The sequence below is a fragment of the Pseudomonas sp. NFACC37-1 genome (assembly GCF_900101575.1).
Taxonomy (GTDB): Bacteria; Pseudomonadota; Gammaproteobacteria; order Pseudomonadales; family Pseudomonadaceae; genus Aquipseudomonas; species Aquipseudomonas fluorescens_AA.
This window is the reverse complement of record NZ_FMUZ01000004.1, coordinates 138,825-152,394: the sequence shown is the minus strand read 5'-3', so window position 1 is coordinate 152,394 and position 13,570 is coordinate 138,825. Positions and strand designations below refer to the sequence as shown.

The window sequence follows — 13,570 nt, the reverse complement described above, 5'->3', positions numbered from 1 at the left end:
TCTAGCTACCCATTTGGTCAGCTTTCTTGCGCTAAAACGTTAAAAAAATGCATATAGGCAGTCGGACGGGCCTGAAAGGTCCTTTGCCGGGTTCCAAAACCAGTGATTGCGGTACACTGGGCCCTTTTCGGGGAGCACGCCCTCCTCTCTTTCATCAGCCGAGAAATCCATGCCGATCCGTCATTGCATCGTCCACCTGATCGACAAAAAACCCGACGGCACCCCTGCGGTGCTCCATGCCCGCGACTCCGAACTGGCAGAGTCCACGGCCATCGAGAACATGCTCGCCGACCTCAACGAAAGCTATAACGCCAAGCAAGGCAAGGCCTGGGGCTTTTTCCATGCCGAGTCCGGGGCGCATCCGTTCAGCGGCTGGCTGAAGGAGTACCTGGATGGCGGGAAGGATTTCACCGCGTTCAGTCGGGTGGCGGTGGAACACCTGCAAAAACTGATGGAAGAGTCCAACCTGTCGGTGGGCGGCCACGTGTTGTTCGCCCATTACCAGCAGGGCATGACCGACTACCTGGCCATCGCCCTGCTGCACCACAGCGAAGGCGTGGCGGTGACCGATGAACTGGACGTGACCCCGTCCCGCCACCTGGACCTGGGCCAGCTGCACCTGGCGGCGCGGATCAACGTGTCGGAATGGCAGAACAACAAACAGTCGAAACAGTACATTTCATTTATCAAGGGCAAGAACGGCAAGAAGGTCTCGGAGTACTTCCGCGACTTCATCGGCTGCCAGGAAGGCGTCGATGGCCCCGGCGAGACCCGCACCCTGCTCAAGGCCTTCAGTGACTTCGTCGAAAGCGAAGACTTGCCGGAAGACGATGCCCGGGAAAAAACCAAGACCCTGGTGGACTACGCCAGCAGTCAGGCCAAGCTCGGCGAACCCATGGGCCTGGAAGAACTGTCCGAGTTGATCGACGAAGATCGCCCGAAAGCCTTCTACGACCACATCCGCAACAAGGACTACGGGTTGTCGCCGGAAATCCCGGCGGATAAACGCACCCTCAACCAGTTCCGCCGCTTCACCGGTCGCGCCGAAGGCTTGTCCATCAGCTTCGAGGCGCACTTGCTGGGCTCCAAGATCGAGTATGACGAGGAAGCCGGTACGTTGATCATCAAGGGGTTGCCGACCTCGCTGACCGACCAGCTCAAGCGGCGTAATTGATGCTCGCTAGGGCGCTGAAGAAGTTTCTGCTGATTCTGCTGGTAGTGGTGGCGTACCAGAACTGGGGCAAGATCGAGCGGGTGTTCAACCCATCACAGATGGTTTCCGAGCAGGTCCGAACCCATGCTCGGGTCGTGCTGTATGCCACCGACTGGTGCGGCTACTGCAAGGCCACCCGACGGTTCCTGGATGAGAAAGGCGTGCCGTTTCGCGAGTTCGATATCGAGAAGGACCCCGAGGCGCGCAAGGCCTACGAGGCGCTGGGTGGTCGGGGGATTCCGATCCTCGATGTGAATGGCACGTTGATTCGTGGGTACGAGCCGGAGAATATTCTCAAGGCGTTGATGTAATCGATTTGCCCAATATTACGGTGCGTCAGTCATACCGCCTTCGCGAGCAAGCCCGCTCCCACAGTTGGATCTCATTGAACACAATACCTGTGACCAACACAGTTCCACTGTGGGAGCGGGCTTGCTCGCGAATACGGACTCACATCCAATAAAAGTCCAAAGTCTGCACCATCAGCGAACCTCGATCCGAAACCCGAACCGCGGAAAGTGCACATGCACCACCCCGCCACGCTCATCTTCGCGACGCAGAATCAACTCTTCGCTACCCGCAAACAACAACTCCCCTGCCACCGGATCAACGCCATAGTCCGTCGCGGCGATGGTCACCTGCTGCCCTGCGGTGAACCCGTTCGGCTCTTCGAACGACTCATCCGGCAGCGCTTGCGGTGTCGCGTTGCGGGCAACATCCAAGGCTTCTTCGGCACTTATCTGGCTTGACGCACCATGGCCGAAACCCAGCACCCGCGCCAACCATGCCGAAACAGCCGGATACGCGTCCACCAGCGGCGAGGTCACCGGGGTGCCCTTGAGGAACCACAGCGGATGGGCCATGGCGAAGTCGGCAATCGACGGCTCACCCAACAGGAAATCGCCCTCCTCGCGCTGCAACTGCTGCTCCAGGCGCGCCATGATCGTCGGCCACTGGTGCTTGGCCTGGTTGGCAGGCAAGCGTGTGGTCGTACCACCACTGAACAGCCCGGCGCGGTCGCTGATGAACGCCTTGATGGCTTCAGGCGAGAGCTTGGCGAAACGCACCGCCACGGATTCAGGCTGGAACACCAGGCTCACCGCATGCTGAAACACCACCGAGTCGGCCCAGGCGGCAAAGGACGCGGCCAGCATTTCCCGGCCTTCGGGGAACAGGGCCGGCGAGGCTTTTTCCTGCTCCAGCCGACGGGCGATCAGGGATGTGTCGCAATAGATGTCCGCGCCAATCTGCAATACCGGCGTCTTGCGATAGCCGCCCGTCAGTGCCGTCAGGTCAGGCTTGGGCATCATGGGCGGTATGCTCACCGAACGCCAGGACAGGCCCTTGAAGCCCAGCAGCAGCCGAGCCTTTTCCGCGAAGGGAGACGTTGGGTAATGATGAAGAATCAGCTCTGACATGAGATTCGCCACTGCAGGAAATGAAGTCTTGCAGCTTAGCGCGCCTGACCGGGCCAGCCTACCGGCCTGATAAAGGCCTATCAACCAGGCTGATGAAGCGACAGCGCACTGGCCACCAGGCATTCCTTGGCGCTTTTCCTGAGCTTTTTGATCAGTCGCTCCTGGCGCAGGGCCTCGCCCTTGTCGCGACAGGCCTCGGTATACACCAGGGCCACTGCCGGGCTGGACAGGAAGAAGCGCGCGCCCTTACCGCTTTGATGCTTGGCGAAGCGCCGCACCGGATCATCACTGATGCCGCAGTACAGCGAACCATTGGCGGCCCGTACCAAGTAGACGAACCAGGGTTTGTCCGCTTCGGCTGGGCCTTGCGCAGGCAGATCGGGAGAGAGGTCGGCGGTCGTCACAAGATGTTCAACAGGTGGGCAAAGACAAGCCGCAATCTTATCAGCGACTGCCTTGGAACGCCCGCAACCCCTTCAGCGCCTGGGCCCTGACGGCGTTGCGCACCAGCGGCGTCCACCCCAGCAGCAGGCCCTTGGTGCCCAACGCCTGGCGGGACCAGCGCCACAGATCGAAGCTGTCATGGTGCTCGCAGATCTTGCCATCGCGAAACACGAAGCGCGCCTGGATGTCGTTGATCACGATATTGCCGGTCTGGCTGAACAGGTACGTCGCCACCCAGTGAGCACCGCCGGTACGCTCGTCGCTGCGCACGTTATCGAAGGTCAGGGAAAAGTCCTTGGCCCGGGTCGTCAACATGCGCCACATGTCGCCGGCATCGCGCCCGCGCAGCTCGCCAAACGCCGGATCGCTGAACAGCACGTCGTCGGTGTAACAGGCGCTCATGGCGTCGGCGTCCAGGCGCTGGAAGGCCTGATAAAAACGGGTGATCAAGGCGTTGTGGGCATCACTCATGGACCGGCTCCGAAAAACGTTTCAGTAGGCCTGCACGATAATCTGCCCACGCAGGGAAAACTATCGTCATTCGCCATGAAAATGATATCAACGAAGGTCGGTAACGCGTTCACTCTCGACCCCGACGTACAACGCCCGACCTGCGCCGATGCCCGCGATGATCGCCCCCACGCCAACCACGCCGAAGATCCAGCCGAGGGCGTTCCAGCCACCGGTCAAGTCGTGGACCACCCCCACCGCGAAGGGCCCCAGCGAAGCCAGCGTATAACCGAAGCCCTGGGCCATGCTGGACAGGTTGGCGGCCACATGGGCATCCCGCGAACGCAACACGATCAGCGTGAGCGCCAGGCTGAAGGTTGCGCCCTGCCCCAAGCCCAGCAATATCGCCCAGCCCCACAAGCCATCAATGGGGGCATAGAGGCAACCAAACAGCCCTCCCAAGGTCATGACCATGACGATCACAATGGCCAGGCGCTGGTCCTTGCCACGCGTTGCCAGCCAGGGTGCCGCGAGGGAGCTGATCAATTGCACGATGACCGAGCCGGACAGCACGAGTCCGGCCTGGGTCGGGGTCAGGCCACGTCCAATCAGGATCGAGGGCAACCAGCCAAAGACGATATAGGCCAGGGACGATTGCAGCCCCATGTACAAAGTCACCTGCCAGGCCAGGGGATCACGCAGCAAGCCGCGGACCCGGTACGCCACCTGATGGGCGCCGTGTTTCTGGCCCACTTGCGGCAACCAGAACACCGCAGCCAGCAGCGCCGGGACCACCCAGAATCCCAGGCCCAAGGCCCAGCTGTGTCCAAGGTGCTCGCTCAGCGGCACTGTCGCCCCGGCCGCCAGCGCCGCGCCCAGGCACAGCGCCATGGTGTAGACACCGGTCATGGCACCGGCCTGTCTGGCGAAATCGCGCTTGACGATGCCCGGCAACAGCACGCCGATCACGCCGATGCTCGCACCGGCCAGGATACTGCCGGCGAACAGCCCAACCTGACCGAACGCACTGCGCAGGACAATCCCACCCGCCAGTGCCAGCAAGATCCCCAGCACCACGCGCTCGGCCCCGAAGCGCCGCGCCAGCACTGGCGCCAGCGGCGCGAACAGGCCCAGGCAAAGCACTGGCAACGTGGTCAGCAAACCGGCCTGGGCAGCCGACAGGCCCAGGCTTTTTGACACTTCACTGAGCAGCGGCGCCATGCTCGACAACGCCGGCCGCAGGTTCAGCGCCACCAGGATCAGCCCGAGCAGCAACAACCAGGGCCGGCGCACCGACGGCTGGCTCTGCTGGACCTGGGCGTCGTCGGCTTCGGCGTCGATCAACAGTTCTTCGAGTTCGGCGGCGCGTTTGGGCGCCGTCGAGGTGGCAGGGGCAAGCAGATCGCGGGACATGGAAAGCTCGGGTTCAGGGTTCATTGATCAACTGCCGGCACAGGGCCTTGGCCTGCTCCGGGTCTTGGCGTTCGACGGCTTCGAGAATGTCGACGTGCAGGTCGAACACATGTTGATGGCGCGGCTCGATGTTGAGGCTCTGGCGCAACTGCGCGCCGATGACGCTGGAAAAGTAACGATAAAGCTCGCTGAGCGTTGGATTGTGCGCGGCATCCACCAGCAGGCGGTGGAACACCAGGTCGCAGGCGATGTAATGCTCCAGGTCGCCGTGGTAATGCTCGCCACTGGCCTGGAGCGCCTTGCGCAAGGCCAGCAAGTCATCTTCGGTACGCCGCAGCGCGGCCAGGCCGATGGCCTCGACTTCGAGGATATGCCGGGTTTCCCGGGCCTGGTCCAGCGAACAGCGCGACAGCACCTTGAGGGTATCGAGCGGGTCCACCGTCGCCCGTACATAACTGCCGTCACCCTGGCGAATCTCGATCAGCCCGGAAAACGCCAGCACGCGCATGGCTTCGCGCACGGTGTTGCGGCTAATACCCAGCTCGGCCACCAACTCGGGCTCGGTGGGCAAACGCTGGCCCACGACCCACACGCCATCACTGATGCGCTGGCGCAGTTGGTCCAGGGCTTGATCGACTAAGGATCGCTTAATTAATGGAGAAATATCTGACATGGAATTCACCCCCTCATCCAATCATAGGATGAATTTTCTGACATGTTAGTCAGCTTCGCGTAGGACGGCAACCGCCTAGGGTCAACGGGAGGTAAAGAAACGAGATTTTCGATTAGTAAAAATTACCCTTTGAGGGTAATTTTAAGGACAAGGCACGCCGTTCTATGGAAAAGAACACACCCCACTACGCCTTGGCGGCGATACAGGCAGATGTCAGGCGGCTTAAAGGGAAAGCTTTCACCAGCACTGCGAAGAACACTGCTCGGACGCTCGGTTTAAACGTCTCGGACATGCAGCAGGTCATCCATGAGCTTGAGCGAAAACAGTTCTACAAATCGATGACCACCTATGACGATCATCGAGTCTGGCATGACGTCTACCACGCCAATTCACACGGTCTGCAGATTTACCTGAAGGTGACGTACCGCCCCAGCGGAGGCCCACCGGTAATTTCCTTCAAGGAGAAAAACTCATGAAACACCAGCAATGCTTCAGCTGTGGTGCCCCGGAAGGCATGTTGCATTTCGAAGGCCGCGGCGAAACCATGAGCGTCAAGGGGCTGGAGCGCCGGGTCGATGACTTGTCTGGCTGGGAATGTCAGATGTGCGGCGAAGTCGAGCTCGATTCTAGCTGCTCGGATCGCTACGACCACGCAGGTGATGAGCTGGTCAACGCGGCCAGGCGAATGATCGGCGAAGAGATCAAACGTGTCCGGCGCAAACTGCATCTATCGCAAAAGGAAGCGGTACTGCTGCTATCGGGCGGTGGACACAATGCGTTTTCCCGCTACGAGCGCGGCGAGGTAGTGCCACCCAAGGCGGTGATCTTGCTGATGCGCCTGCTTGATCGCTATCCGCATTTGCTTGCCGATGTCCATGCCTTCGCTGAAGACGCAGACTTGAGGCAATTCAAAACGACGGTGCACAAGGAACACGAGACCCTCACGGCTTGCTGAGCGACCCATTAAAAACAAACCCGGACACGTCCGGGTTTATTTCACTGCCTAAGACCGGATCAATGCAGGATCTGGCTCAGGAACAGCTTGGTGCGATCATTCTGCGGGTTATCGAAGAAGTCGTTTGGAGCGGCCTGTTCGACGATTTCACCCTTGTCCATGAAGATCACGCGGTTGGCCACGGTGCGGGCAAAGCCCATTTCGTGGGTCACGCAGAGCATGGTCATGCCGTCTTCAGCCAGGCCGATCATGGTGTCGAGTACTTCCTTCACCATTTCCGGGTCGAGGGCCGAGGTCGGCTCGTCGAACAGCATGATTTTCGGCTTCATGCACAGGGCACGGGCGATGGCCACACGCTGCTGCTGACCACCGGAGAGCTGGCCCGGGTACTTGTGCGCCTGCTCTGGAATGCGCACGCGCTCCAGGTAATGCATGGCGATTTCCTCGGCCTTGCGCTTGGGCATCTTGCGTACCCACATCGGCGCCAGGGTGCAGTTCTGCAGGATGGTCAGGTGCGGGAACAGGTTGAAGTGCTGGAACACCATGCCGACTTCACGGCGGATCGCTTCGATCTGCTTGAGGTCGTTGGTCAGTTCCACGCCGTCGACCACGATGCGACCCTGCTGGTGCTCTTCCAGGCGGTTGAGGCAGCGGATGGTGGTGGACTTGCCGGAGCCCGACGGGCCGCACAGCACGATACGCTCGCCCTGCTTGACGTTCAGGTTGATGTCTTTCAACACGTGGAACTGGCCGTACCACTTGTTGACGCCCTGCATCTGAATAATGCCTTCAGGGCTCACAGGCTGTTTGATCGCTTCACTCATAAACTACGCTCCTAACGCTTGTGGCCAGTGTCCAGCTTGCGTTCCAAATGCATGGAATAGCGGGACATACCAAAACAGAAAATCCAGAACACCAGGGCAGCGAACACATAGCCTTCAGTGGCCATGCCCAGCCATTTCGGGTCGGCGGCAGCTTGTTTCACGCTGTTGAGCAGATCGAACAGGCCGATAATGATTACCAGGCTGGTGTCCTTGAACAACGCAATGAAGGTGTTGACGATACCCGGGATCACCAGCTTCAGAGCTTGCGGCAGAATCACCAGGCCCATGCTGCGCCAGTACCCCAGGCCCATCGCCGCGGCCGCTTCGTACTGGCCCTTGGGAATGGCTTGCAGGCCGCCACGCACCACTTCGGCCACGTAGGCCGACTGGAACAGGATCACCCCGATCAGTGCCCGCAGCAGCTTGTCGAAGTTCATGCCTTCGGGCAGGAACAGCGGCAGCATCACCGACGACATGAACAGCACCGTGATCAACGGCACACCGCGCCAGAACTCGATGAAGGTCACACAGACCACACGGATCGCCGGCATGTTCGAACGCCGGCCCAGGGCCAGGACGATACCCAGCGGCAGCGCGCCGGCGATACCGACGGTGGCGATCACCAGGGTCAGCATCAGGCCGCCCCATTGGCTGGTTGCCACCGCGGCCAAGCCGAACACTCCGCCGTGCAACAGGCACCAGGCAATGATCGGGTACAGCACCAGGAAGCTCAGGCCGTAGATCGCCTTGCGCGGGAAGCGCGAGATGAACAGCGGCGCTACACCGAGTACCGCCAACCACACGGTCAGGTCTACGCGCCAGCGCAGGTCCATCGGGTAGTAGCCATACATGAACTGGCCGAAACGCTGCTGGATGAACACCCAGCAGGCGCCTTCCTTGGTGCAGTCGGCCTGGGTGGTGCCGACCCAGTTGGCATCGAGAATCGCCCAATCGAGAATCGGCGGAACCACCAGGTAGATCAAGTAGAACGCAAACAACGTCAGCAAGGTGTTGAGCCAGCTGGAGAACATGTTCGCGCGCATCCACGCCACCACGCCGATGCTGTTGCTCGGAGGGGGCATGTCAGGTTTGAAAGTATGGGATGTCATGCGCGTTTCCTCACCGCTCGATCAGCGCAATGCGCTTGTTGTACCAGTTCATCAGCAGGGAAATGCTGATACTGATCGCCAGGTACACGCTCATGGTGATAGCAATGACTTCAATGGCCTGCCCGGTCTGGTTCAGCACCGTACCGGCAAACAACGAAACCATTTCCGGGTAACCGATACCGGCCGCCAGCGAAGAGTTTTTCGCCAGGTTCAGGTATTGGCTGGTCAACGGCGGGATGATCACGCGCAGGGCTTGCGGGATGATCACCTTGCGCAAGGTCGGACCGTTGCGCAGGCCCAGCGAGTGAGCCGCCTCGGTCTGGCCATGGCTGACCGACTTGATGCCCGAGCGCACGATCTCGGCGATGAACGCCGCGGTGTACACGGTCAAGGCGAGGGTCAAGGCCAGCAGCTCGGGAATCAGTACCCACCCACCGACGAAGTTGAAGCCCTTGAGCTGCGGCATTTCCCAATGCACGGGAGCGCCGAAGATCAGCGCGCACAACGCAGGGATCACCAGGAACAGCGCCAGGCCCACCCAGAATTTATGGAACGGCTCGCCGGTCGCTTCGAAACGCTTGTTGGCCCAGCGGGTCATCAGCACGATGGCGACGATCGCCAGCACGACACTGGCCACGAACGGCCAGAATCCTTCCGCCACCAACGCTGCCGGCATGTTCAGGCCGCGGCTGCTGACAAAGAAGGTGTCCCCGAAGTTATGGCTGTTGCGCGGCCCCGGCATGGTCAGGAACACCGCGAAATACCAGAACAGGATCTGTAGCAGCGGTGGGATGTTGCGGAAAACCTCCACATACACGGTGGCTACTTTGGCGATGATCCAGTTTTTCGACAGTCGGGCCACGCCGACAATGAAACCAAGGATTGTTGCCAGGATCACGCCGATGAACGTCACCAGCAGAGTGTTGAGCAACCCGATGACAAAGACGCGGGCATAACTGTCCGCTTCGGTGTAGTCGATCAGGGTTTGAGCGATGCCAAAACCGGCACTGCGCTCCAGGAAGCTGAAACCGGAAGTGATGCCCCGGTGCTCGAGGTTGGTCTGCGTGTTATCGAACAGAAACCAGCCCAGCGAAATAACCGCCACGATGGTGACGATCTGAAATACCCACGCACGCACTCGTGGATCGCTGAGGCTGAGCCTCTGCTTAGGTGCGCCGATTGAATTTTGCATGAAGTGCCCCGCAAGGAATGGAACAGAACATCACCCGGTGGTTGGCCCACCGGGTGATAGAACCATCAGCGCACTGGTGGTGCGTATTGAATGCCGCCAGCGTTCCACAGAGCGTTCAGGCCGCGATCGATTTCCAACGGAGTGCCCTTGCCGAGGTTACGCTCGAACACTTCACCGTAGTTGCCGACTTGCTTGACGATCTGTACGACCCAGTCTTTCGGCAGTTTCAGGTCCTTGCCGTATTCCCCGTCTGCACCGAGCATACGCGCGACGTCAGGGTTCTTGGTGGCCTTGGCTTCAGCTTCGACGTTTTTCGAAGAGATACCGGCTTCTTCAGTGTTGAGCATGGCATAGCCAGTCCAGCGCACAACGGCCAGCCACTCGTCATCGCCATTACGCACGACCGGACCCAGAGGCTCCTTGGAGATGGTTTCCGGCAGAACCACATAGTCCTTCGGCGAAGCCAGCTTGCTGCGCTGGGCGAACAGTTGGGACTTGTCGGAAGTCAGCACGTCGCAACGGCCGGATTCCAGCGACTTGGCGCTTTCATCGGAGGTGTCGAAGGTAATCGGGGTGTATTTCAGGCCGTTGCCGCGGAAGTAGTCGGAAACGTTCAGCTCGGTGGTGGTACCGGCCTGGATGCAGATGGTTGCACCGTCCAGTTCCTTGGCACTCTTGACGCCCAGCTTGTTGTTAACCAGGAAGCCGATGCCATCGTAATAAGTGATGAAGCCTGGAAATTTCAGGCCCATGCCGGCATCACGGGAGCTGGTCATGGTGGTGTTGCGCGACAGGATGTCGATTTCGCCGGATTGCAGTGCGGTGAAGCGCTCCTTGGCGTTCAACTGGCTGAACTTGACCTTGGTCGCATCGCCGAATACCGCAGCGGCAACGGCACGGCAGAAGTCAGCGTCGATACCGACGATCTTGCCGGTCGAATCAGGCACCGAGAAACCCGGCAAGCCATCACTCACACCACATTGCACAAAACCTTTCTTCTTCACGGCATCCAGGGTTGCACCCGCCTGAGCGAACCCGCTGACACCCAGTACTGCTGCTGCAGTGACGATTGCCAGGGTGGATTTCAGTAACTTCATTCAAACCTCCAGTTTTGCTCTTGTTGTGTCGGAGCTCGAGCCCTGTCGCACCCTTTTGAGGCATTGCCGACCCTTGTTGGCTTTTTTTAGGGTCAACCGACGTCTGGACCTTCGCTATGAGTCTAATAATGAGGATGTCCGTAAACAGTGGTCATGCTCATCTCTCACCAATCGGCCGAACGGGCTGTAGCCCTTCACGTTCGCGAAGCCCGTAGCGGCTGCTGGCGAACATTCATCACCGGATTTCTGATATCCCATGCGACGCGTCTAACTGATAGTGTTACCGCGCAGCGTAAGAATCATCACTCAGCAACCCCATAGCAAAGCCCGTACCAGACCGCTGCGCTTGGGCCATGTAGAACACGTCAAGACAAAAACTTTCAACTTTGCGACATCTAATTAACTGAGGCACCGGGAACGCACTGTAATCACGCACTGATTGGGCGCACCCGCACAGATTTGGAGCACGACCATGACCGACCCCTTGATTCTCGAGCCCAGCGGCACTGTTGACGCGTGCGTTATCTGGCTCCACGGCCTGGGCGCCGATCGTTATGATTTCCTGCCAGTGGCCGAAATGCTGCAGCAAAAACTGCTCACCACACGTTTCGTTCTACCCCAGGCGCCAACCCAGCCAGTAACGATCAACGGCGGCTATGAGATGCCCAGTTGGTACGACATCCGCGCCTTGAGCCCGGCGCGGGCCATTGACGAACAGCAACTCGAAGCCTCGGCGCAACGGGTCATCGACCTGGTCGAAACCCAGCGAGCCAGCGGAATAGACGCCTCGCGGATTTTCCTCGCCGGTTTTTCCCAGGGGGGCGCGGTGGTCTATCACACCGCCTTCGTGAAATGGCAGGGGCCACTGGGCGGCGTGATCGCGCTGTCTACTTATGCACCGACGTTCAGCGATGAACTGCAATTGTCGGCCAGCCAGCAACGCATTCCGGTCCTGGCCCTGCACGGCCAATACGACGAAGTGGTACTCAACCCCATGGGCCGGACCGCAAAAGAGTACTTGAAGCAGCATGGTGTCACCGTGACATGGCAGGAATACCCAATGGGCCACGAAGTGTTACCCGAGGAGATTCATGACATCGGCACCTGGCTGGCCGAACGGTTGCGCTAAGAGGCCAAACGCCACGCCGGTCCTTTGACGATCCCACTACGCCGCGCCCGTTTCTTGCATTACACTGGCCGGCGTACATTCCTTAACCAATCGATGAGATGACCGTGCTCAAAGCACTCAAGAAGATGTTCGGTAAAAGCGAGGCCGAGCAACTCGCGCCTGGCTCCACTGCGCCGACCCACGGCCCGAGCCGTACCGATGCGCAACAACCGCGCCGGACGGCCCCCGTCGCACAGGCGAAAAAAGAACCCGTCGCCCAGCCTGTTACGCCCCCCGAGCCCGAGACACCCCGCAACGAAGCCCCCCGGCCGCGCCGCGAACGCGCACCCAAACCGCCGGTCGTCGCCTGGAAACTCGAGGACTTCGCCGTAGAACCCCAGGAAGGCAAGACGCGCTTCCACGACTTCAAGCTCGCCCCGGAACTGATGCATGCCATCCAGGACCTGGGTTTCCCATATTGCACGCCGATCCAGGCGCAAGTGCTGGGCTTCACCCTCGCCGGCAAGGACGCCATCGGTCGCGCCCAGACCGGCACCGGCAAGACGGCCGCGTTCCTGATTTCCATCATCACCCAGCTGCTCCAGACCCCACCGCCCAAGGAACGCTACATGGGCGAACCGCGGGCACTGATCATCGCGCCGACCCGCGAGCTGGTGGTGCAGATCGCCAAAGACGCCGCCGACCTGACCAAGTACACCGGCCTGAACGTCATGACGTTCGTGGGCGGCATGGATTTCGACAAGCAGCTCAAGCACCTCGAAGCCCGCCATTGCGACATCCTGGTCGCCACGCCGGGCCGTCTGCTGGACTTCAACCAGCGCGGCGACGTGCACCTGGACATGGTCGAAGTGATGGTACTGGACGAAGCCGACCGCATGCTCGACATGGGCTTCATCCCGCAAGTGCGCCAGATCATTCGCCAGACCCCACCCAAAAGCGAACGCCAGACCCTGCTGTTCTCCGCCACTTTCACCGAGGACGTGATGAACCTGGCGAAGCAGTGGACCACCGACCCGGCCATCGTCGAGATCGAAGCCGAGAACGTCGCCAGCGAAAACGTCGAGCAACATATCTACGCGGTCGCTGGTGCCGACAAGTACAAGCTGCTCTACAACCTGGTCAACGACAACGGTTGGGAGCGCGTGATGGTGTTCGCCAACCGCAAGGACGAAGTGCGGCGCATCGAAGAACGCCTGGTGCGCGATGGCGTCAACGCGGCCCAACTGTCGGGCGATGTGCCACAGCACAAGCGCATCAAGACCCTCGAAGGTTTCCGCGAGGGCAAGATCCGCGTGCTGGTGGCCACCGACGTGGCCGGTCGCGGGATTCATATCGACGGGATCAGCCATGTGATCAACTTCACCCTGCCGGAAGTGCCGGATGACTACGTGCACCGTATCGGCCGTACCGGGCGTGCCGGGGCCGCCGGGGTTTCGATCAGCTTCGCCGGTGAAGATGATTCCTACCAGTTGCCGTCGATCGAGGCGCTGCTGGGACGCAAGATCAGCTGTGAAATGCCGCCGACCCATCTGCTTCGCCCGGTTGAGCGCAAGCGCTCCTGACCGTCGCGACAACGAACAGAAAGCGCAGCCCTGAAAGCTGCGCTTTTTTTTCGCCCGGGATATTGCCCGAATAAACTAAAAGTCCATAATA

Annotated in this window: 15 protein-coding genes; 6 read left to right on the top strand and 9 right to left on the bottom strand. The window is 60.1% G+C overall.

The features are described 5' to 3' along the window. Positions 1-169: 169 nt before the first annotated feature. Together yejK and BLP82_RS06965 are read left to right on the top strand one after the other, a co-directional pair. A complete protein-coding gene (gene yejK, locus BLP82_RS06970) occupies positions 170-1,174 on the top strand; it encodes a nucleoid-associated protein YejK (RefSeq protein WP_014340016.1) in 1,005 nt (334 codons plus the stop codon). Then, positions 1,174-1,524 (top strand): glutaredoxin family protein, encoded by a 351-nt coding sequence (locus BLP82_RS06965; RefSeq protein WP_092166264.1) that lies wholly within the window; start codon positions 1,174-1,176, stop codon positions 1,522-1,524. The genes yejK and BLP82_RS06965 overlap by 1 nt, the downstream gene beginning before the upstream one ends. Positions 1,525-1,695: 171 nt before the next feature. Here the strand turns inward: BLP82_RS06965 and BLP82_RS06960 are convergent, their stop codons facing one another. The 5 genes from BLP82_RS06960 to BLP82_RS06940 form a co-directional block, all read right to left on the bottom strand. Then, positions 1,696-2,631, bottom strand: coding sequence for a glutathione S-transferase family protein (locus tag BLP82_RS06960; protein WP_092166262.1), 936 nt, complete (start codon positions 2,629-2,631; stop codon positions 1,696-1,698). 80 nt (positions 2,632-2,711) lie between these two features. Continuing rightward, the gene (locus tag BLP82_RS06955) at positions 2,712-3,035 is read right to left on the bottom strand and encodes a GIY-YIG nuclease family protein (protein WP_092166260.1); all 324 of its coding nucleotides are present in this window, start codon (positions 3,033-3,035) and stop codon (positions 2,712-2,714) included. A 40-nt stretch (positions 3,036-3,075) separates the two neighbouring features. Next, entirely contained in the window at positions 3,076-3,546 is a 471-nt protein-coding gene (locus BLP82_RS06950) for a nuclear transport factor 2 family protein (protein WP_060740798.1), read from the bottom strand. Between the two features lie 87 nt (positions 3,547-3,633). Continuing rightward, positions 3,634-4,962 carry a CynX/NimT family MFS transporter gene (locus tag BLP82_RS06945; RefSeq protein ID WP_092166258.1) on the bottom strand — a complete coding sequence of 443 codons (1,329 nt, stop codon included), beginning with the start codon at positions 4,960-4,962 and terminating at the stop codon, positions 3,634-3,636. Continuing rightward, positions 4,952-5,611 carry a FadR/GntR family transcriptional regulator gene (locus BLP82_RS06940; protein ID WP_092166257.1) on the bottom strand — a complete coding sequence of 220 codons (660 nt, stop codon included), beginning with the start codon at positions 5,609-5,611 and terminating at the stop codon, positions 4,952-4,954. Before BLP82_RS06940 ends, BLP82_RS06945 begins: the two co-directional genes overlap by 11 nt. A gap of 164 nt (positions 5,612-5,775) precedes the next feature. On the opposite strand from BLP82_RS06940, the gene BLP82_RS06935 reads away from it, so the two are divergent. Together BLP82_RS06935 and BLP82_RS06930 are read left to right on the top strand one after the other, a co-directional pair. Continuing rightward, positions 5,776-6,087, top strand: a complete 312-nt coding sequence (locus BLP82_RS06935; protein ID WP_092166256.1) for a type II toxin-antitoxin system MqsR family toxin — start codon at positions 5,776-5,778, stop codon at positions 6,085-6,087. After that, positions 6,084-6,566, top strand: coding sequence for a type II toxin-antitoxin system MqsA family antitoxin (locus tag BLP82_RS06930; RefSeq protein WP_092166255.1), 483 nt, complete (start codon positions 6,084-6,086; stop codon positions 6,564-6,566). The genes BLP82_RS06935 and BLP82_RS06930 overlap by 4 nt, the downstream gene beginning before the upstream one ends. Positions 6,567-6,625: 59 nt before the next feature. Here the strand turns inward: BLP82_RS06930 and BLP82_RS06925 are convergent, their stop codons facing one another. The 4 genes from BLP82_RS06925 to BLP82_RS06910 form a co-directional block, all read right to left on the bottom strand. Further along, the gene (locus BLP82_RS06925) at positions 6,626-7,390 is read right to left on the bottom strand and encodes an amino acid ABC transporter ATP-binding protein (RefSeq protein WP_003178331.1); all 765 of its coding nucleotides are present in this window, start codon (positions 7,388-7,390) and stop codon (positions 6,626-6,628) included. 11 nt (positions 7,391-7,401) lie between these two features. Beyond that, positions 7,402-8,499, bottom strand: coding sequence for an amino acid ABC transporter permease (locus tag BLP82_RS06920; protein WP_092166254.1), 1,098 nt, complete (start codon positions 8,497-8,499; stop codon positions 7,402-7,404). 10 nt (positions 8,500-8,509) lie between these two features. Continuing rightward, positions 8,510-9,691, bottom strand: a complete 1,182-nt coding sequence (locus BLP82_RS06915; RefSeq protein WP_092166253.1) for an amino acid ABC transporter permease — start codon at positions 9,689-9,691, stop codon at positions 8,510-8,512. Positions 9,692-9,756: 65 nt separating this feature from the next. Continuing rightward, positions 9,757-10,788, bottom strand: a complete 1,032-nt coding sequence (locus BLP82_RS06910; protein ID WP_072408945.1) for an amino acid ABC transporter substrate-binding protein — start codon at positions 10,786-10,788, stop codon at positions 9,757-9,759. Between the two features lie 472 nt (positions 10,789-11,260). Here BLP82_RS06910 and BLP82_RS06905 point away from each other — a divergent pair, with 472 nt between their 5' ends. Both BLP82_RS06905 and rhlB read left to right on the top strand, forming a co-directional pair. Then, on the top strand, positions 11,261-11,917 hold the full coding sequence (locus BLP82_RS06905) for an alpha/beta hydrolase (protein WP_092166252.1): 657 nt from the start codon (positions 11,261-11,263) through the stop codon (positions 11,915-11,917). Positions 11,918-12,015: 98 nt separating this feature from the next. Next, on the top strand, positions 12,016-13,479 hold the full coding sequence (gene rhlB / locus BLP82_RS06900; protein ID WP_092166251.1) for an ATP-dependent RNA helicase RhlB: 1,464 nt from the start codon (positions 12,016-12,018) through the stop codon (positions 13,477-13,479). The last annotated feature ends 91 nt before the right edge of the window (positions 13,480-13,570 follow it).